The sequence below is a fragment of the Thermodesulfobacterium geofontis OPF15 genome (assembly GCF_000215975.1).
Lineage (GTDB): Bacteria > Desulfobacterota > Thermodesulfobacteria > Thermodesulfobacteriales > Thermodesulfobacteriaceae > Thermodesulfobacterium > Thermodesulfobacterium geofontis.
This window is the reverse complement of record NC_015682.1, coordinates 1,474,276-1,494,848: the sequence shown is the minus strand read 5'-3', so window position 1 is coordinate 1,494,848 and position 20,573 is coordinate 1,474,276. Positions and strand designations below refer to the sequence as shown.

17 protein-coding genes, 1 tRNA gene and 1 pseudogene are annotated in these 20,573 nt (G+C 30.8%); 12 read left to right on the top strand and 7 right to left on the bottom strand.

Annotated elements, in window-relative coordinates:
* Positions 1-6: 6 nt before the first annotated feature.
* The 5 genes from tmcC (at position 7) to nrfD (ending at position 6,207) form a co-directional block, all read left to right on the top strand.
* Positions 7-678 carry a TmcC family electron transfer complex membrane anchor subunit gene (tmcC, locus tag TOPB45_RS07685; protein WP_013910270.1) on the top strand — a complete coding sequence of 224 codons (672 nt, stop codon included), beginning with the start codon at positions 7-9 and terminating at the stop codon, positions 676-678.
* Between the two features lie 21 nt (positions 679-699).
* A complete protein-coding gene (locus TOPB45_RS09130; RefSeq protein ID WP_013910269.1) occupies positions 700-2,094 on the top strand; it encodes a (Fe-S)-binding protein in 1,395 nt (464 codons plus the stop codon).
* Positions 2,095-2,107: 13 nt separating this feature from the next.
* The gene (gene hmcA / locus TOPB45_RS07675; RefSeq protein WP_013910268.1) at positions 2,108-3,841 is read left to right on the top strand and encodes a sulfate respiration complex hexadecaheme cytochrome HmcA; all 1,734 of its coding nucleotides are present in this window, start codon (positions 2,108-2,110) and stop codon (positions 3,839-3,841) included.
* A 145-nt stretch (positions 3,842-3,986) separates the two neighbouring features.
* A complete protein-coding gene (locus TOPB45_RS07670; RefSeq protein ID WP_013910266.1) occupies positions 3,987-5,006 on the top strand; it encodes a 4Fe-4S dicluster domain-containing protein in 1,020 nt (339 codons plus the stop codon).
* Positions 4,993-6,207 (top strand): NrfD/PsrC family molybdoenzyme membrane anchor subunit, encoded by a 1,215-nt coding sequence (gene nrfD / locus TOPB45_RS07665; RefSeq protein WP_013910265.1) that lies wholly within the window; start codon positions 4,993-4,995, stop codon positions 6,205-6,207. Before TOPB45_RS07670 ends, nrfD begins: the two co-directional genes overlap by 14 nt.
* Before the next feature lie 4 nt (positions 6,208-6,211).
* On the opposite strand, the gene TOPB45_RS09190 is transcribed toward nrfD, so the two are convergent.
* The 5 genes from TOPB45_RS09190 to TOPB45_RS07645 all read right to left on the bottom strand — a co-directional run bounded on the left by TOPB45_RS09190 (position 6,212) and on the right by TOPB45_RS07645 (position 11,924).
* Positions 6,212-6,334 carry a hypothetical protein gene (locus TOPB45_RS09190; protein ID WP_013910264.1) on the bottom strand — a complete coding sequence of 41 codons (123 nt, stop codon included), beginning with the start codon at positions 6,332-6,334 and terminating at the stop codon, positions 6,212-6,214.
* On the bottom strand, positions 6,327-6,872 hold the full coding sequence (hpt, locus tag TOPB45_RS07660; protein WP_013910263.1) for a hypoxanthine phosphoribosyltransferase: 546 nt from the start codon (positions 6,870-6,872) through the stop codon (positions 6,327-6,329). Before hpt ends, TOPB45_RS09190 begins: the two co-directional genes overlap by 8 nt.
* Positions 6,873-6,878: 6 nt before the next feature.
* Complete coding sequence (gene gyrB, locus TOPB45_RS07655; RefSeq protein ID WP_013910262.1) at positions 6,879-9,332, bottom strand: DNA topoisomerase (ATP-hydrolyzing) subunit B; 2,454 nt, start codon at positions 9,330-9,332, stop codon at positions 6,879-6,881.
* Between the two features lie 5 nt (positions 9,333-9,337).
* The gene (dnaN, locus tag TOPB45_RS07650; RefSeq protein ID WP_013910261.1) at positions 9,338-10,459 is read right to left on the bottom strand and encodes a DNA polymerase III subunit beta; all 1,122 of its coding nucleotides are present in this window, start codon (positions 10,457-10,459) and stop codon (positions 9,338-9,340) included.
* A 76-nt stretch (positions 10,460-10,535) separates the two neighbouring features.
* Entirely contained in the window at positions 10,536-11,924 is a 1,389-nt protein-coding gene (locus tag TOPB45_RS07645) for an NAD(P)/FAD-dependent oxidoreductase (RefSeq protein ID WP_013910260.1), read from the bottom strand.
* A gap of 59 nt (positions 11,925-11,983) precedes the next feature.
* On the opposite strand from TOPB45_RS07645, the gene TOPB45_RS07640 reads away from it, so the two are divergent.
* Positions 11,984-12,058 (top strand) — tRNA-Gly (locus TOPB45_RS07640).
* Between the two features lie 275 nt (positions 12,059-12,333).
* Here TOPB45_RS07640 and TOPB45_RS09275 read toward each other — a convergent pair.
* Positions 12,334-12,503, bottom strand: a pseudogene (locus tag TOPB45_RS09275) (carbon starvation CstA family protein); the annotation flags it as partial.
* Between the two features lie 288 nt (positions 12,504-12,791).
* Between TOPB45_RS09275 and mgtA the strand changes: the two are divergent.
* A complete protein-coding gene (mgtA, locus tag TOPB45_RS07630; RefSeq protein WP_013910259.1) occupies positions 12,792-15,224 on the top strand; it encodes a magnesium-translocating P-type ATPase in 2,433 nt (810 codons plus the stop codon).
* Between the two features lie 24 nt (positions 15,225-15,248).
* On the opposite strand, the gene TOPB45_RS07625 is transcribed toward mgtA, so the two are convergent.
* Positions 15,249-16,520, bottom strand: coding sequence for an MFS transporter (locus TOPB45_RS07625; RefSeq protein WP_013910258.1), 1,272 nt, complete (start codon positions 16,518-16,520; stop codon positions 15,249-15,251).
* Between the two features lie 513 nt (positions 16,521-17,033).
* Here TOPB45_RS07625 and TOPB45_RS07620 point away from each other — a divergent pair.
* The 5 genes from TOPB45_RS07620 to TOPB45_RS08665 are packed head-to-tail and all read left to right on the top strand — an operon-like array spanning position 17,034 to position 20,571.
* A complete protein-coding gene (locus TOPB45_RS07620) occupies positions 17,034-17,501 on the top strand; it encodes a ribosome maturation factor RimP (protein WP_013910256.1) in 468 nt (155 codons plus the stop codon).
* A gap of 24 nt (positions 17,502-17,525) precedes the next feature.
* Entirely contained in the window at positions 17,526-18,785 is a 1,260-nt protein-coding gene (nusA, locus tag TOPB45_RS07615) for a transcription termination factor NusA (protein WP_013910255.1), read from the top strand.
* Positions 18,778-19,032, top strand: coding sequence for a YlxR family protein (locus TOPB45_RS07610; protein ID WP_013910254.1), 255 nt, complete (start codon positions 18,778-18,780; stop codon positions 19,030-19,032). The genes nusA and TOPB45_RS07610 overlap by 8 nt, the downstream gene beginning before the upstream one ends.
* On the top strand, positions 19,019-20,095 hold the full coding sequence (gene pheA, locus TOPB45_RS07605; protein ID WP_013910253.1) for a prephenate dehydratase: 1,077 nt from the start codon (positions 19,019-19,021) through the stop codon (positions 20,093-20,095). The genes TOPB45_RS07610 and pheA overlap by 14 nt, the downstream gene beginning before the upstream one ends.
* Positions 20,062-20,571, top strand: a complete 510-nt coding sequence (locus TOPB45_RS08665) for a hypothetical protein (RefSeq protein WP_049774825.1) — start codon at positions 20,062-20,064, stop codon at positions 20,569-20,571. Before pheA ends, TOPB45_RS08665 begins: the two co-directional genes overlap by 34 nt.
* Positions 20,572-20,573 lie beyond the last annotated feature (2 nt).

Sequence of the window (20,573 nt, the reverse complement as noted above, 5' to 3'; positions counted from 1 at the left end):
AAGGATATGGGGTTTTTAGAAAGTGTAGCTCTTTACAGTTTTTTAAGAGGTCCAATGGTATGGATAACTTTTATAGTTTTTATAGTTGGAAGTATTTATAGAATTTACACCTTAATAAATTTAGCTAAGAAAGAGAAAGTTGTGTTACCTTTTATTAATCTTAAAGCAGCTATTAAATCTTATTTTCATTGGTTAATTCCTTTTGGTTCAAGAAGCTGGAGGCTTAGACCTTACTTTACCCTTTTTACTTTTGTTTTCCATACAGGTATAGTTTTTATTCCTATTTTTCTTTATGCCCATAATGCTTTATGGTATGAATCTTGGAAAATTTCTTGGTGGACTTTACCAGAGACTGTAGCAGATGTTTGGTCAATTTTTGTAATTATTGGGTGTTTGTTTTTTATTGGAAGAAGAATATTTGATCCTACAGTTAGATTTGTTACTACCTATTCTGATTTTATCTTTGTATTTATATGTCTTTTTACTTTCTTAACGGGTTTTTTAGCTCATTATCAATGGCTATTACCTTATAGGGCTATGTTAAATCTTCATATTCTATTTGGGGAGATAATGCTTATAGCTATTCCATTTACAAGACTTACCCATATGTATTACTTCTTCTTTACAAGGGCTTGGATGGCTTCTCAAGCAGCAAGTTGGAAAACAAAGGATTGGTAAAAAAATAAGGGGGGATAAATAATGGCAATTAAGCCGGAAGTTTCAGAAGAAAAAGAAGTATATGTAAGTTCTCATTTTCCTGAATATGTAAGACCTAAAATTGAGGATCCTGGTCTTGATGAGACAATAAAAAGAATAACACCAGAAAAAATAGAAAAAGCTTATCAAGCAGTTTTTGGGAAAGAAACTGCAAGAATTAAAGCTATTGTAGAAACATGTATACATTGTGGACTTTGTGCCGAAGCATGCCAGTGGTATTTATCAAATGATAGGGATCCAACCTATGCACCTGTTTCAAAAGTAAAAATGACTGTTTGGGAATTGATGAAAAGAAAAGGGAAAGTAGAACCAAGTTTAGTGTATGATATTGCAAGAATAGCATTTACTGAATGTAATATATGTCATCGTTGTAGTTTATATTGTCCCTTTGGTTTAGATATTACCTTTATTATTGGATTAGTAAGAAGATTTTGTTTCCTTTTAGGGGTTGTTCCTCAAAGAATGTTTGAGATGAATCAAGCTTTTATGGCTACATTGAATCAGGTATGGATGTCCCAAAGTGATTATATTGATACGCTATTTTGGAGAGAAGAAGAGGGCATGTATGAATTAAAGAATTTAAGAATTCCTATGGATTTAGAAGGAGTTGAAGTTATATGGTATCCCCTTGCTGCTGAACCAAAGGCAGGAGTTTATCATATAGACCGTATTGCTAAAATATTTCAGGTAGCTGGTGTGAAGTGGACAATGGTTACTATGAATGATTCTTGGGATAGTAGTAATATGCCCATGTTTATTCGTGACTTCTTTACTATGCAAAGAATTGTAAGGGGGCTTTATGATAATGCAGCACGACTGCGGGCTAAAAAATTAATTTTAACTGAGTGAGGGCACCCGAGATTTGCCACAAGTTATGTGGCACCACCTATGTTAGGATATAAAGAAACACCTTTTGAAGCTATGCATCCAGGTGAATTTTACTATGAACTTTTAGTTAGTGGAAGAATTAAGATAGATCCTGCAAAAAGAATAAAAGAACCTGTAACTTTACAGGATCCTTGTAATGTTATAAGAAGGGCAGGTGCAGCAGAAAAGTTTAGATATATTGTAGAGCAATGTTGCGAAGATTTTAGAGAAATGTATCCAAATAGGGAGCATAATTTCTGTTGCAATGCAGGGGGAGGTCTTGCTGTATTAGCTCAGTGGATTTCTCATAAGGCAAGAGGAAATAGAATAAAAGCTGAACAAATTATGGCAACAGGAGCAAAAATAGTAATTACACCCTGTCATAATTGTAACGTAGGGATAAAAGATATAATAAATTATTACAAATTACCTGTAAAAACCATGTTTTTTGATGAACTTATAGTTAATACTATGTATATTCCTGAAGAAATGTTACCTGAAGAAGGATAAAAAGGAGTAGAATATGAGAAAAGAAACACTATTTTTAATACTTTTGGGAGCTTTAATTTATTTAATCCTTATTGTCTATGGAATAAAACAGGTTTATACTGCACCGGCTATTCCACCTTCTAAGGAAATAATAATTACTAAGCCGGAGGATAAAATTGTTATTGCTCATACAGAAATATTTGGCTCCTTAGAAAGACCCCCGGTTATTTTTGATCATAAAAAGCATGTAGAGGCCATTAAAAAAGAAGGAAAGAAAGAGTGGGAAACATGTAGTGTTTGTCACAGAGAGAAAAAAGAAGAGTTAACTAGGATAAAAAAAGAAGATGAAATAATAAAAGAAAAGAAAACAGAAGAAAGAGATGTTTTAGTTTTTGAATTTCCCAAGAAAATAGTTAAGTTAGACAAAGAAGCTTATAAGAAAGCCTATCATGATGAATGTATAGGTTGTCATAAAGAAAAGTTAAAAGAGAAGAAAAAAGCAGGTCCTCTTACTTGTGGAGATTGTCATGTAAAGGAAAAGGAATTTGTTAAAATAAAGTATCCATTGGTTGAGTTTGATCCTAAATTTCATTATGACCATGAAACAAAGCTTAAAGAAAGAACAGGAGAAAAAGACTGTGGTCTTTGTCACCATACCTATGATTTAAAAGAAAAAAAATTAGTTTATCAAAATGGAACAGAGGAATCTTGTTATTATTGTCATGACCTAAGTAAGAAAAAGAGAGGATCAGAACTTTCTCAAATAGTTAAAGTTACTACAGAAAAGAGACTTTCTTATCAAAAAACTGCTCATGAAAGATGTTTGAGCTGTCATATAAAAATTAATAAAGAAATGGAAGTTAGCAAAAAGGAAGGAGAAAAAGCTCCTCCACTTGAGTGTGGAAAATGCCATACAGGAAAATATAGAACTATAGCTGATCTTGAGAAAGTTCCGCGTCCGGATAGAGGACAAAAGGAAACCTATTTTATAAACATAGAAAATGCCAAAATGAAAGGTGTTGGTTTTAATCATAAAAATCATGAATATTATCATAAAACCTGCAGAGTTTGTCATCATGAAAGATTAAGAGCCTGTAAAGATTGTCATAAATTAGAAGGGATTCCTGAGGGAGCTTGGGTAAATTTAGTAGATGCCTATCATGCTCCTTTTTCAGAACATAGTTGTGCAGGATGTCATAATAAAAAGAAACTGGAAAAAGATTGTGCAGGATGTCACAAATTTATTCCTCTAATAGATATTAAAGCTAAGGAACCTAATAAAGAAGTATGTGATAGATGTCATACAGGTAAAAAAGAAGTTACTTTACCTCCGTCACTTTCAACAGCTGGGCTTGATCCTCAAGTAGTTAAAAAGGAAATTAAAATAAAGGTATTAGAAAAAGAATTTGAACCTGCAGATTTTCCACATCGCAAAATTATAGATAAATTAGTAGATATTTCCAATAATAATAAATTGGCAAGGTATTTTCATAATGATTTAAAAGTTCTTTGTGAGGGATGTCATCATCAAAGAAAATCTTCTGCTGAAGCTAAAAAAGATATACCTCCATCCTGTCAGAATTGTCATCCTAAGTATTTTAACCCTGTTAATCCTAATAAGTTAAAATTACAATCTGCATACCATGTGCAGTGTATTGGTTGTCATGACAATATGAGACTTGAGAAACCTACTCATAGATGTACCGATTGCCATAAAGAAAAGAGTCCAAGACCTTTACCAACAGATGTGCTTGGAATAAAAAGATAAGAAGGAGAGAGAAATATGTATGCTATAGAACAATTGTTTACTGCTCATGGATTTGAATATGTAGTTGCAGTTACAGCAGCTTTTGTTTTTATATTTATTTATTATCTCTTAAGCACAGAGCGGAAATATTAAAAGGGGGCTATTTATGAAGTTAAATAGAAGGGAATTTTTAAAAGGATTGGGAGCTTTAGCTGGGACATTAATAATTACTAAACCCTCAATTTCTCAGGCATACAGTAAAGGAGATGCACCATCTATTTATGCTACCGGGAATAAAGCTAATGAAAAAGTTTGGAAAATTTATGAGGAAAGAAAGAAAAAGCATTTGCCCCCTCCAGAAGAACCTTATGCAGTTTTAGTAGATATTTCTAAGTGTATTGGATGCAGAAGATGTGAATGGGCATGTAATGAATGGAACCAAAATCCTAATAGACCATTAAAGGAGTTTGAGGCTTCTGTTCATCAAAAGCCTTCAGTTTTTGATAAAATAAGAAGACCTCATGCTGGGAATTTTACTGTAGTAAATAGATTTTATACCAAAGATGGAACACCTCTTTATGTAAAAAGACAGTGTATGCATTGTGTACATCCTGGCTGTTATTCTGCCTGTTTAGTTGAAGCCTACAGAAAAACCCCTGAAGGTCCTGTTATTTATAATAAAAGTGTATGTGTTGGATGTAGATATTGTATGGTAGCTTGTCCTTTTGATATCCCTGCCTATGAATATTATGATCCAATTACTCCACAAATTACAAAATGCACCATGTGTTATGATAGAATAGTTGAAGGTAAAGTCCCTGCTTGTGTAGAGATTTGTACTGCAGGAGCTTTAACTTTTGGTAAAAGAAGTGAAATTATTAAAATAGCTTGGGAAAGGATTCATAATAATCCCGGTAAATATGTTCCTCATGTATATGGAGAAAAAGAAGTAGGTGGGACAAGTTGGCTTTATATATCGCCAGTTCCTTTTGAAGAAATAGGATTTCCAAAACTTGAAGAAACTCCTATACCAGAATATAGTGAGAGATTTTTATTTATGGTAAAACTTTTTGAAGTGGTAGGAGCTTGGCCTTTAGTTTTTGGAGCCTATTATCAAATTTCAAAATCCCGCAAGAAAAAACAATCCATAAATGAGGAAAAAGGAGAGGGCCATGGAAAGAAATAATACCTCTTGGTTTAGAGAAAAAATTCTTATGGGAAGAACATTTGGAGAATTCATAAAAGATAATATCACTATTGGAAATATGATTGCCCTTATAATTTTAATTTTCGGAATTTATGCTATGGTATATAGACTTATTTATGGATTAGGTCCTGCTACAAATCTTTCAGATGAATACCCCTGGGGTTTTTGGATTGGTTTTGATATTTTAGTAGGTATTGCTCTTGCAGCACCTGGGCTTACAGTGGGGACTGCAATTCATTTATTTGGTCTTAAAGAATACCACCATTTTGCAAAACCTGTAGCTTTATCAAGTCTTCTTGGATATGTTTTTGCTATTTTTGCACTTTTATTTGATTTGGGAAGATATTACAATTTATATAATTTATTAATATGGTCTTGGGGCTTTTCTTCTGTTCTATTCTTAGTAGGTTGGCATTTCTTCCTTTATACAATTATTTGTCTTATAGAATTTGCTCCGGTAGTATTTGAATGGTTAGATTTAAAAAGAGCTCGTGATTTCTTTGCTAAACTTGTTATTTGGGCAACTATTTTTGGAGTGATTATTGCTGGAGGACATCAGTCAGCTCTTGGTGGTTTATATTTAGTGGTTCCTTATAAACTTCATCCTTTATGGTATTCAGCATTATTACCTCCTTTTTTTCTTATTTCAGCAATCTTTGGAGGAATTTCAATTGTTATTATTGAAGGAACTATTACTCATAAAGCTTTTAAGCATCAAATAAAAGACTTTGATGAAGAAGATTTTAACAAAAAGCTTATTGGATTAGGAAAAGCTGCAGCCTGTGCCCTTTATATTTATTTAATTTTAAAACTTCTTGATTTTGCCCACTATGAAAAGTGGCATTATCTAAAAGGATTTTATGGATTTTGGTATGCAGTTGAATTAATTGCCTTTGTTTTTATTCCAGCACTTATGTTTACTTCTGCTGTTAGAAATAGAATTGTTTGGCTTGTAAAATTAGGAGCAGTGTTAACTGCTTTTGGAGTAATAGTAAATCGTTTAAATGTGTGTTTAATAGCTTATAAATGGTATGTACCTTTCTCTCAAAAATATTATCCAGCTTGGACTGAGATAGCTCTTAGTGCAGGTGTAGTTACTTTATTAGTTTTGACCTATCGTTTTGTGTTAAATCGTATGCCTGTACTTTATGAACATCCTAAGTATAAATCTGAGCATTAAGTAGCTATTTAAGTTTTAAGGCATTAATTACAATATAAGCAATAAGAATTGCCCCTGTAATTCTTATCACCCACATATACCAAGGACTATTTTTGAGATAATTCCATACAAATTTCTTTTTACTCATTTTTTATAACCTCTTTTATGTGAGGTAAATGCCTATATTTTTCAGCAAAATCAAGTCCATAACCTACTAAAAAACCTTTTTCTATTTCGAAACCTACATAATCTATAGGAATCCTTACTTTTCTTCTTTCTTTTTTATCAATTAAAACGCAAATTTTTAAACTCTTAGGATTAAGGGTTTTTATGTAATTATAAAGAAATTCTAAAGTAATACCTGTATCAACTATATCTTCTACTAAGATAACATTTTTACCTTCTAAGGAAACTTCAATATCTTTTGTAATTTCTACTTTACCAGAAGATGTATCCGAAAATCCATAACTTCTAACCCTTACAAAATCGATTTCCACATTGGGATTTTTAATATTTCTCACTAGATCAGCTAAAAAAATAAAAGCTCCTTTAAGGGTTCCAATAAATATTAAAGGCTCATCCTTATAATCTTTTTCAATTTTTTTAGCTAATTCTTTAATTTTTTGAGAGATTTCTTTTTTAGATAAAACTAATTTTAAATTTTTTTTAAGTAATTTTGAATTCATTTTTGTTTAAATATCAAGTTCTCTATATTCTAAGGCATGTTGATAAATAAATTCTTTACGAGGTTCTACATCTTCACCCATAAGAATAGAAAAGAGTTCATCAGCTTTTTCTGCATCATAAATACTTACCTTTTTAAGAACTCTGTTTTTTGGATCCATAGTAGTTTCCCACAATTGTTTAGAATTCATTTCTCCAAGACCTTTATATCTTTGAATAAAAAGCCCCTTTCTTCCTTCCTCTCTTAAATATTGTAAAAATTCCCCTATATAAAAGATCCAATTTTCCCATACCTTAATTGAATCTTTATAAACAATTTGTAATTTATAAAAAACATAAGGTCTTAAGTTTTCAAAAATTTTAAAGGCTTCTCTATAATCTTTTTCTAAAATAAGTTCAGGGCCTATACGAGTTGAAATAAAGCTTTCCTTTTCTGAATATATAAAAAATTCATAGTATTTAGGATTATAATCACTTGGTTTTATTTTAGAGATTTTGAAACCTAAATTTTGACAATCCTTAGCTAAGGATTCCATTTTAGAAAGGTCTTCAAAGAAAGAAAGATTGTTTAGTCCTGCTTTCAAAAGTAGTAAGATAACTTGAGGAGGATAATTTTTTTTGAAGAGATTTAACAATATTCTATCAAGTTTTGCACAGGTTAAGAAGAGGTTGCGAAAGTCTTTAATTTCTATTTTTTCTTTAAGAGAGTCTTTTATAAAATAGGCTTTTACTCCTTCTGAAATTCTTTTTAAAATATACTTGTCCAATTCTTCATCATCTTTTAAATAGGTTTCTTTTTTTCCCTCTACGACTCGATAAAGAGGAGGTTGAGCTATGAAAAGCCAGCCTTTTTCTATTAATTCAGGCATTTGTCGATAGAAAAAAGTAAGAAGAAGAGTTCTAATGTGTGCTCCATCTATATCAGCATCAGTCATAATTATAATTTTATGATATCTACATTTTTCAGGATTAAAATTATCAGGTCCTATGCCAGCTCCCAAAGCTGCAATTATACTTTTTATCTCTTCTGAGGAAAGCATTTTTTCTATATTTGCCTTTTCTACATTTAAGATTTTTCCTCTTAAAGGAAGAATAGCTTGAAATCTACGATCCCTTGCTTGTTTAGCTGAGCCTCCTGCAGAATCTCCTTCTACTATAAAAAGTTCTCTTTTTTCAGGATCTTTTTCAGAACAATCTGCAAGCTTTCCAGCTACTAAAAATTCTTCTATTTCACTCTTTTTTCTTATAAGTTCTCTTGCTTTTTTGGAAGCTTCTCTTGCTTTAGCAGCAATAGTTATTTTTTGAATAATTTTTTTAGCTTCACTTGGGTTTTCTTCTAAAAATTTTATTAAACCTTCATATACAATAGATTCAACAATAGGTTTAATTTCGCTATTTCCGAGCTTCATTTTTGTTTGACCTTCAAATTGAGGATCAGGCACTTTTAGAGATATAACAGCACAAAGTCCATCTTTTACATCTTCACCTTCCACTTTGATCTTAAATTGTTTAGGAATTTTTTCATCGGAAATATATCTGTTTATAGCTTTTGTTAATGCACTTCTAAAACCAATAACGTGGGTTCCTCCTTCCTTGGTATGAATATTATTTACATAACTGTATAAAGTTTCTGTATAACTTGAATTATATTGAATAGCTACTTCTACTTTAACATTTTCTTTTTCTCCTGAAATATAAATAACCTTTGAATGAATAGGATTTTTTTTAGCATTTAGAGCTTTTACTAACTCAACAATACCGCCTTTGTAATGATATTTCTCAAAAAATCCGATTCTTTCATCAATTAAATAAAATTTGATTTCTGGATTTAAATAAGATAATTCTTTTATTCTTTTTTGAACTATTTCTAAATCAAATTCTAAGTTCCCAAAAATTTCCGGATCAGGTTTAAATCTTACCAAGGTTCCCCTTTTCTTAGTTTCACCTACAACTTGTATCGGACCGTCGGGGATTCCTCTTTTATAAGTTTGTCTAAAAATTTTTCCATCTCTATAAACTTCAGCAATTAACCATTCTGAAAGGGCATTAACTACAGAAACACCTACTCCGTGAAGACCTCCAGAAACTTTATACACACCGTGATCAAACTTAGCACCAGCATGAAGTCTTGTCATTACAAGCTCAAGTGCTGAAATACCTTCTTCAGGATGTATATCTGTTGGAATCCCCCTACCATTATCTTCACAACTTGCAGATCCATCTTTATGAAGAGTTACAATTATTTCTGTAGCATATCCAGCTAAAGCTTCATCAACCGCATTATCAAGAACTTCCCATAAAAGATGATGAAAACCCGAGATATCTGTTGATCCTATATACATTGCAGGACGAGCTCTGACTCCCTCTAAACCAGAGAGGACCTTGATGCTACTTGCTTCGTAATTTTGGGTAAAATCCATATTTTTTTGAGATTCCTTTTCTTTTTTACTGAGAATCTTCATAATCTTTATAAGATCATAGGCATTACCAAATAAAGAAAACCTTCGTCTCTTCTACCGGTTATTAAAGCAGGAGTTCTCTCTTCACCTATTTTTATTTCTACTTCTTCTGAATTCATTACTTCTAAAGCATCTAAAATATAATCCGCATTATAATTTACTGTAAGAGGTTTTCCTTCATAAATAGCACTAAGCTTAATCTGAGCTTTTCCTAATTCTACTTCTTGAGAAGAAAGAATGATTTCGTCAGGTTTTAGATCAAAAGTAACAGGTTTAAATTTTTCTGGTATTATTAGAGACACCCTTTTTAAAGCATCCATTAGCAGTTTTCTATCTACTTTTAAAACATTTTCATAATGAGAAGGTATTACGCTTCTATAATCTGGATAAGTTCCTTCAATAGTTCTTGCAAAAAAGACCGAATTTGATGTCCATATTACTACATAATTGTTTATATACCCCAATTTTACTATTAATTCTTCTTCTGCAATATCTTCTATTTGTTTAGCAGCTTTTCTTCCCACGATAAATCCTTCGTTAAAATTTACATTTTCTATTCCTATTACTTCTCTATCAAGTTTAACCAGTCTATGCCCATCTGAAGCAACAGCTCTTAAAATACCTTCCTCTTTTATAGGTTCAAAATAAATACCTCCTAATACAAAATGACTTTCTTCTTTAGAGGTAGAAAAAATAGTATTTGAAATAAGTTCAGCTAAGACCTTTCCTGGAATTTCTATAGCATTTTCTTCTATGAATTCAGGTAAACTTGGGAATTCTTCACTATCTGTAATAGCTAAATTATATACAATTCTTTCCTGTGCATCCTTAATAACTAATCTATTCTCGTCTTTAATTAAATAAATTTCATCTTCAGGAAAGTTTTTAACTATTTCATAAAATTTTCTTGCAGGCACACAGAAGGAGGTTTCCTCTCCTTCAACTTCAGCAAATATTTTTCCTTTATAACCTATTTCCAAATCAGTAGAAAGCAAATGGAGATAGCTTTCCGTAGGTTTATATTCTATCAAGACCATAGATAAAACAGCCATAGAAGCTCTTTTGTCTGCAACTCCTTCAATTTTTTTCAATATTTTTTCTAATCTTGAGGTTTCAATTTTTGCATTCATAAAATAAAACCTCCTTTAGAAGCGATTTTTTAAAATTATAGCATAAAATTTAGGATTTGCATTTTAATTTTAATTTTTAACCTAAAATTAAGCTCCTTTTTACAATTTCTCTTGCAATTATAACTCCTGAGACCGAAGCTTGAATAAGACCTCTTGTGATTCCTGCTCCATCTCCAGCTATAAAAAGATTTTTAATTTTTGTCTCAAGGGAGCGACTTAATTCAAATCTAAGGCTATAAAATTTAACCTCCACTCCATAAAGTAAAGTATGGGGAGAATTAACACCAGGGAGGATCTTATCAAGAGCTTCGAGCATTTCAAGAATATTTACTAAATATCTATAAGGTAAAACAAAACTAAGATCTCCAGGAGTAGCAATTTTTAGGGAGGGTTTAACTGGATTTCTAGAAATTCTTGCTTCTGTTGACCTTCTTCCTTTTCTAATATCTTCTAATCTTTGAACCAAAACTTCTTTTCCTAAAAGATTGGCAAGTTTTGCAATACTTTTTCCATATAAAATTGGATCTTTAAAGGGTTCAGTAAAGTAAGTGCTACATAAAATAGCAAAATTGGTATTATCTGTTTTTTTATAACTATAACTATGTCCATTTACTGTCCATACCCCTTCTACATTTTCTATGATAACCTCTCCATATGGATTAACACAAAAAGTTCTCACAGGATCATCAAAAGTTTTAGAATAATAAAGAAATTTTGGCTCATAGCAAAGAGAGGTTAACTCGTCCATTACAGAAGCTGGGACTTCTACCCTAACTCCAATGTCTACAGGATTTATTTTAGTATTTAGATTTAATCTTTTTGCCTCAACTTCTAACCAACTACTTCCTGCCCTTCCTGGAGCAACAATTACATAATTAGCCATAATTTTAGTTCCATCTTTTAATTGAACTCCTTTTACCTTTTTTCCTGAAGTTAAAATTTTAGATACAGATTTTTCAAAAAGAATATCAGCTTTTTTTGAAATTTCTTCTTTTAAATTTTTTAAAATTTCCTTACATTTTTCAGTTCCTATATGTCTTATTTTTGAAGGTATAAATATAAGTCCTTGTTTAGAGCATAATTTTTTAATTCTTTCTATATTAAGTTCATCTAAGGTGTAAATTTTTTGGGGGGCTCCCATTTTTACATATATACTGTCTACATAATTAATTAGATCAATCAGTTCTTCTCTTGGAATATAATCTAAAAGAAATCCTCCAATCTCAGGAGAAAGATTGAGTTTTCCATCACTAAAAGCACCTGCTCCTCCCCAACCATTTAGCATATCGCAAACTTTGCAATTTAAACATTTCCCTAATTTTTCTATATAACAGGTTCTTTTATCAATATCTTTTCCTTTTTCAATTATAGCAACCTTTAGATTACTTTTTGAGATAATTTCTAAGGCAGCAAATATTCCTGCAGGTCCTGCACCAACAATAATTACATCGTAATTTTCCTTCAAATTAACCCTCCTAAATTTTTGCTTGTTAAAATTTTAAAATTAATTATAATTATAATAAAGCGGGCGTAGCTCAGGGGTAGAGCGGAAGCTTCCCAAGCTTCAGGTCGCGGGTTCGAATCCCGTCGCCCGCTCCATATTTTCTCATAAAGTTAAATATAAAATTTAAACTAATACATTATACCATCTCTACGTAACTTATCACATTTTATTTTGTACTTTTGACAATTAATTTAGAAAAGTTACATTCTTAGCCAGTGGAATTACATCTTTTGAAAATCCTTTTGAAGCTGAACTTGTAGTTAATTTAGTAGAAGATTTACTCAGAAAGGGATTTAGAAAATAAAGCAATAGAGGTTATAAATCTTTTTAACATAGTTTTGACAAGAGCTAAGAGAAAATCAATTCTTAAAAGTATTACCATGTCGTGTACAGCTCCTGCTAAAACGCCTCTGATTAAAATCCAGAAAAAACCGGGTAGATATCCAAATTGTGCAGCTAAAACTGGTCCAATTAAAGGTCCTACTCCAGCAATAGCAGCAAAATGGGTCCAAAGACTAACCATCTATTAGTAGGTATATACCTCTTCGTCATCATTTAAAAGATGAGTAGATGTAGGACTTATAGTTAAAGCTATGCTTCCTCCAAATAAAAATTTTTAACTACAGAAAAATTTTTATTTGATATCTCCTACTAATAAGGTCTATTGGACTATCAAACACATTATTTGATGAATATTTCCTTTAGAAGATGCTTAATCTTAGCTTAATTTGCTATAATTTTTTCTATTCAGATTTTTAATATAAAATAAACTTTACAAAAAATTTCTCTATAATAAATTTATTTAAACGTTTATAAGGAGATTTTTTTATGGAAATTGAACTTTCTGAAAGATTAGGTCTATCTACAAAAGATGCGGAAGAAAGGCTTAAAAAGTATGGTTATAATAAGATAAAGGAAGATAGAAAATTTAAAGATATAAAGTTATTAATAAATCAATTTAAAAGTCCTTATATTTTACTACTTTTTTTTACTGCTTTACTCTCGGCTATTTTAGGTGAAAAAATAGATGCTTTTATAATAATTAGTATCATATTACTTGGAGGGCTCTTAGATTTTTGGCAGGAAAGAGGTGCTTATAAAACTATAGAAAAGCTTCTTTCTATGGTTAAAACTTATGTAGCAGTGATAAGAGATGGTAAAGAAATGGAAATACCAATTGAATATGTAGTTCCAGGAGATATAGTTATCTTGCGAGCAGGAGATATGATACCTGCTGATGGTGTAATACTTAAAGTTAAAGATTTATTTGTAAATGAATCTTTAATGACTGGGGAGGCATATCCTGTTGAAAAATTTGAAGGAAGCAATCTTTTTATGGGAACCCATGTAATAAGTGGATTTGGAGTTATGGAAGTTATAAAAACTGGCAAGGATACTGAATATGGAAAAATTGTAGATAGACTAAGACTTGGTAAAGGAAGAACAGACTTTGAAAGAGGTTTAAGAAGATTTGGGTATACACTCCTTGAAATAGCTACAATTCTTATAATAATTGTTTTCGCAGTCAATGCTTACTATAATAGAGGTGTAATAAATTCCCTTTTATTTGCCCTTTCTCTTGGAATTGGTATAACCCCAGTACTTCTACCTGCAGTAATAAGTGTGGGTCTTTCTTATGGTGCAAGATATATGGCTCACAAAGGTGCAATAGTAAAAAGATTGGCATCCATAGAAAATTTTGGTAGTATGAATGTTCTGTGTTGTGATAAGACTGGAACATTGACAGAAGGAAAGATGAAAGTGTTTGCATTTAAAAATATAAATGATGAAGATGACGAAAAGACGGCTCTATTTTCTTGTATAAACTCTTATTTTCAAACCGGCTATAAAAACCCTATAGACGAAGCAATAAAAGAAAGCTTAAAATCTGTCAATATTTCGGAATTTAAAAAGTTAGATGAACTTCCCTACGATTTTAACAGAAAAAGATTATCAGTTCTTGTTAAAAAAGATATGCAAAATCTATTAATCACAAAAGGTGCTTATTCTCATGTAATAGAAATTTGTAGCTATGCAGAAATTGATGGAAAGGTTGTTAATATTAAAGAAGTTATTCAAAAGATTGAAAAGCTTTACACATATTATAGTGGTCAAGGTTTTAAATTAATTGCTGTAGCTTACAAACAAGTTGATAAAGACAAAATTGATTTTAAAGATGAGAATGAGGAAATCTTTCTTGGTTTCGTTATTCTCCATGATCCATTAAAAGAAGATGCAAAAGATTTAATTGATAGACTTTTAAGTTTAGGGATAGAATTAAGAATAATTACAGGAGATAACAAATTTGTAGCTCAGCATATAGCTGAAAATCTTGGGCTTAAAGGTAGAGTATTAAGTGGTGATGAAATTAATAAATTTTCTGAGGATGCTCTCATTAAAAGAGTAAAAGATACTTTTATATTTGCTGAACTTTCTCCATTACAAAAAGATAGAATAGTTCTTGCACTTAGAAAAGCAGGTTATGTAATTGGTTATATGGGAGATGGTATAAACGATGTCGCTGCAATGAGAAGTGCAGATGTGGCAATATCTGTTGAAAATGCAGTAGATGTGGCAAAAGAAAGCGCAGATATAGTTCTTTTAAAGTCAGATTTACATACCATAATAGATTCTATCCTTGAAGGTAGAAAAACTTTTTTAAATACTATGAAATATCTTTTTATGCAAGTTAGTTCTAACTTTGGGAATGTATTTTCTATGACAGGAGCATCTTTTATCGTGCCCTTTCTTCCTATGTTGCCAAAACAAGTATTAACAACTAATCTTTTATCAGATACTGCTGTGATGTCTATACCTTCTGATAATGTAGATGAAGATTGGATAAAAAGTCCAAAAAAGTGGGATATAGAGTTTATTAAAAAATTTATGATAGTTTTTGGATTAATAAGCTCAATATTTGATTTTATAACTTTTACTTCTTTGCTTTTCATTTTTAAGACAAGCATAGAACTTTTCCGTTCTGCCTGGTTTCTTGAGAGTCTTTTGACACAAATATTTATTTTATTGGTTTTACGTACCAAGAAATTCTTCTTAAATAGCAATCCCTCAATTTTTCTACTCCTAAATACACTTGCAATATCTATAATAGTTTTTATTTTACCTTTTACACCTCCTGGTAAACTTTTAGAACTTAAACCCTTGACTATTCAACTTTACATTTTCATAGCGATAGTAATCATATTTTATATTTTAACAGTAGAAATTGGTAAAAAGCTGTTTTATAAAAAGTATGACTTATGAAATTGTAAAATAATTTAGAAAATTTTACTTAATTTTAGATTTTCTTGGATTTGTTTCAGGTAGAAAAAGGATTGATAAAATAAGGGCTAAAGCTGAAATTGCTGAAAGATAAATTCCTGGAAAAGTTAAAATGTTAAGTTTTTCTACAAAATGGGTACAAACCATTGGTACAGTTCCACCAAAGATAGCAAGGGATATATTATAAAGAACTGAAAAAGAGGTTCCTCTTATTTTAACAGGGAATAACTCTGCTAAGGTAGCAGGAAGAATACTCATAAAGAGAGAAGATATTAAGGCAAAGATAAGGTGGCTTAAAAGAACAGTCATAAAAACTGCAGACAGCATGAGCTTAACAAGTCCTATAGAAAGAAAACTATAAAGAGAAAGGGAAATTAAGAAAAAAGGCCTTCTTCCATAGCGGTCTGAAAGAAGGGCTATAATTGGGATAAGTAGATCAAGAAGTAACATGGCTAAAGTGTTAATTAAAAAAGATTGGTCAGCTGGGAGTTTTAAAATTCTATTATAATAAGTAGACAAATAGACAAAAAGAGTAAAAAAGGCAACTCCTTGCACTGCTGATAAAGCTAAGGTTAAGACTAAGGATTTTTTATAATGTTTTATAGCGGTAAAAAGAGGAAATCCCCGGGAAGGAGACAAGATCTCTTTAACAAAAGAAGGGGTTTCATAGGTTCTTTTTAATATAATAACTCCTAAGAAAATTAAAATAATAGAAGGAAGATAAACCAATCGCCAAGCATAAGATAGAATCTCTTCCATAGAAAAAATTCGATGAAAAAGAGTAGCTACAAAAGAACCAATAAGAATACCAAGAATAGCTCCTGAAAGGTTAATACTTGCATAAAAGGCTCTGCGCTCAGGGTTGCTATGCTCAAGTAAAAAAGTAACTGAAGTAGTATATTCTCCACCAGCAGAAAGACCCTGGAAAATTCTTAGAATTCCAAGAATGAAAGGAGCAGCAATTCCTATACTTTGATAAGTAGGAAGAAGCATAATAAGGATCGAAGGAACCGCCATAAGATATATAGAAAGAACCAAGGCTGGTTTTCTACCCTTTTTATCTGCTAAATAGCCAATTAAAAGAGCACCAAGAGGACGAGCTAAAAAACCAACTGCAAAAGTTAAAAAGCTTAAAATAAGAGATACTACAGGATCATGGGTTGGAAAAAAGAGTTTAGCAAAAACTTGTGCAAAGTATCCATAGACAATAAAATCATACCACTCAATTACATTCCCAATAAGTCCAGCTGAAATAAGTATACTTTTTGAAGATTTCATCTTTATATTTATAATTTTATGAATATCCTAAAAGTAGCACAATAGTTTTTCCTTTCAATATCTTTCATAATAGTTCCCTTTTGTATTTATTGTCTCTTGACGAGAAAATAAAAATAGTTAACCTATAAAATACTTTAATTAGAGGGAGTTAAAAAATGAGTTCGTTTGATTTTTTTGAAAACAAAGATAATAAAGGACACCTTATTTGTAAATACTGCGGAGGTAAGGCAGTTATAGAAGGAACTTGAGCTAATGCTAAGGTAAGGTGTCTTACCTGTGGTATAGAAAGACCAGCAAAGGAATATCAAGAAGAAATTGAAAAGCTTAAAGAAAACCTAATTTTATCTTTAAGTTGTAATTTTTAAAAGATCTTTAAGCTGATTTAAATCCTGTAGCTATTTCTCTATATACTAAGTAAAAGAGAAATCAAAATCTAAAACTTCACTTTTAAAATTGATAATTTTTGGTATATTTGTGATATAATTTTAAAAAATAATTTTTAATTTTAAGATTATGGAAAAAGAAATTAAAGATAAAATTAGAGAGATTATAGAAATTCCTATTTTAAGAAAAAATATAGAGTTAGTGGATTTAGAATGGAGAAGGGAAAGAGGAGGTTGGGTTTTAAGAATTTTTATAGATAAACCAGGAGGAGTTACTGTAGGAGATTGTGCAAAAATAAGCGAAATGATAAGCAAAATATTAGATAAAGAAGATCTTATTCATCATTCCTATGTGTTAGAAGTTTCTTCTCCGGGGATAGAAAGACCTTTGGTTAAAAAAGAAGATTACGAAAGATTTAAAGGAGAGAAAGCTAAAATTATTTTAAAAACACCTATTTCTGGGAGAAAAAATTTTACAGGTATTATTTTAGGAATAAAAGGAGATTTGGTTCAGATGGAAGTAGAAGGGAAAGTTTGGGAGTTTTCTTTGGATAATATTAAAAAAGCAAATTTACAGCCTAAAATTAAGTTTAAATGAATTTTAAAGTAGAGGAGAATATCTATGCCGGGAGAATTAAAAAGGGTTATAGAAAGTTTAAGTAAAGAAAAGGGTTTATCTAAGGAGATAGTTGTTGAGGCTTTAATTGAAGGGATTAGAACTGCAGCAAAAAAACGATTTGGTAACAAAGCCCGTATTGAAGTTAAATATGATGAAGAAAAGGGTGATATAGAGATTTACAAATTAAAAAAAGTGGTAGCAGAAGTTAAAGATAAGGAGACAGAAATTTCCTTAGAAGAGGCTCAAAAGATTTATCCTAACATTAAAATTGAGGACATCATTGGAGAAAGGGTGGAACTTCAAGATTTAGGACGTATAGCTGCTCAAATTGTAAAACAACTTTTTTCTCAAAAATTAAGACTTGCAGAGAAACACCTTATATATGATGAATATAAATATAAAATTGGAGAAATAGTTAGTGGGTATGTACACAGATTTGACAAAAGAGGAGTAATTCTTTCCTTAGGAAGAGCAGAAGCTCTTTTACCTGAGGAAGAACAAGTACCTGGAGAAAAGTATATTAGAGGGCATAGATTGAAAGCTTTGGTTATAGAGGTATATAGACAACAGGAGCCTCAAATTATAGTTTCTCGTTCACATCCAGCTTTTGTTAAAAAACTTTTTGAAAAGGAAGTACCTGAAATTCAAGAAGGTATAGTTAAAATTGTTGCTATAGCAAGAGAACCCGGTTCAAGAACAAAAATTGCAGTTACCTCGACTAATCCCAATATTGATCCTGTAGGAACCTGTATAGGAGTAAGAGGCTCAAGGATTTCTACTATTTTAGAGGAACTTAATATAGCAAAAGCTGATAAAAAGGAGGGGAAAGAAAAGATAGATGTAGTTTTATGGGATCCTGATCCTGCTAAATTTGTTTATAATGCTTTAGCTCCAGCAGAATGTAGTAAAGTTATAGTGGATGAAGAAAATAAAACTCTTGAAGTTATTGTTCCTGATGACCAATTGTCCCTTGCTATTGGTAAAAAGGGAGAAAATGTTAGACTTGCTTCTAAACTTGTAGGATGGAGAATAGACATTTTAAGCGAAACCCAGTATTTGAGACGTCAAGAACCAGAATTTTTAAGGTTACTTAAAGTAACAGGATTATCTGATGAAATTGCAGGTTATCTTTATGAAGCAAATATTAAAGATTTGAAAACTCTTGTAGAAACACCTATAGAAAAAATTGCTGAATTAACAAAGCTACCCTTAGAAGAGGTAGAAAAAATTGTTGAAAAAGCTAAGAAAGAGATAAATGCCTAAAAAAGGGCATGTTCCTGAGAGGACCTGTATAGTTTGCAAGAGAAAAATGCCTAAAAAAGACTTATTGAGATTTTGTATAAAAGAAAATAAAATAGTTTTAGATAAGCTTCAAAAAGAGGGTGGAAGAGGAGCTTATTTTTGTTGGGGCTGCCTTCCTAAAATAAAAAACTTGAAGGTAAAAAGAAAACTGTTTCATTCTTTGAGAATAAAAAATAACGAAGTAGAGATAAATTATGAAGAACAATAAACTTCAAGAATTAAGAGAAAAAATTGATAAAATAGATACACAAATTGTTGAACTTTTAAAAGAAAGAATAGAGGTTGCAAAAGAAATAGGAAAGCTTAAAGAGAATATGGGATATGAAAGTTTTGATTTATTGAGAGAAAAAGAGATTTTGAATAAAGTTTTAAAAATTAATCAAAAAGTCTTTCCTGAGGATGCATTAAAAGTAATTTATTCAGAAATTATAAAAGCTTGTAGAAGTGCTCAACAAAAAATAAAAGTAGCTTATCTTGGTCCTGAAGCAACTTTTAGTCACATTGCAGCTTTAAATTATTTCGGGACCTCTGCTGAACTTATACCTGTAGAAACTATAACTGATGTTTTTGAAGAAGTAAGTAGTGAAAGAGTTAATTTTGGAGTGGTTCCTATTGAAAACTCTATAGAAGGGGTTGTAGCAACAACTCTTGATGCTATCTATGAATATGGATTAAAAGTATGTGGAGAAATTTATGAATCTATTTCTCATCATCTTATGAATCAAACTGGGAAAATAGAGGACATTAAAAAAGTACTTTCCCATCCTCAAGCTATAGCTCAATGTAGGAAATGGTTAAGGAAAAAATTACCTTCAGTTCCTATTGAAACAGTTCCTTCAACAGCTTTAGCAGCAAAATGGGCAGCTGTAGATGAAAGTGTAGGTGCAATTGCAAGTTTAGTAGCAGCAAAATTATATCATCTTCAGATTGTAGCTAAAAATATAGAAGATATAAAAGGAAATTCTACAAGATTTTGGATTATTGGAAAAACAGAGGTTCAACCTACTGGAGATGATAAAACTTCTCTTCTTTTTAGTGTAGCAGATAGACCTGGTGCTCTTTTTGATGTGCTTAGATGTTTCGCTGTAAGAAAAATAAATCTTACTAAAATAGAAAGCAGACCCTCTAAAGATGAACCTTGGAAATATGTTTTTTTCTTAGATTGCGAAGGACATATTAAAGACGAGAAGATAAAAGAATGTTTGGAGGAAATGCAAAATTATTGTCTTCAAGTAGTTTGGTTAGGATCTTATCCCAAGGGAAAAAAGTAACTTCATATTTAAGAAAATTTAATAATTTTTATGAATTAGAAAATATTTTTTATCTTTGCGAATTAAATCTTATTGAAAAATTTAAGCTTTCAGAAAGAGAGATTAGTAGATTAATTTATGATATATACATTTTAAAGGAAAACAAGTTTTTTAAAAACAGGTTTGCAACTATTTTAAAGGGTAAAATATTACATGATTTACCATCAAAAAGAAAGGACTTTTATGTTATATGTCTTAATAAAAATAAAATTTTTCACAAAAAAAACCCTTTTCTAAAAGAACTTTTGCTTTATATTTTAACTCACGAATTGATCCATTTAGTTAGATTTATTAGATATGAGAGTAATTTTTATTCTAAATATAAATGGGAAGAAGAAAAATTTGTGCATAATCTTACCAAAAAAGCCTTAAAAGATTTCACAAATTTACCTCATATGAATAAAGTTTTTTACTATTTTGACCAAATTTATTCTTAAAA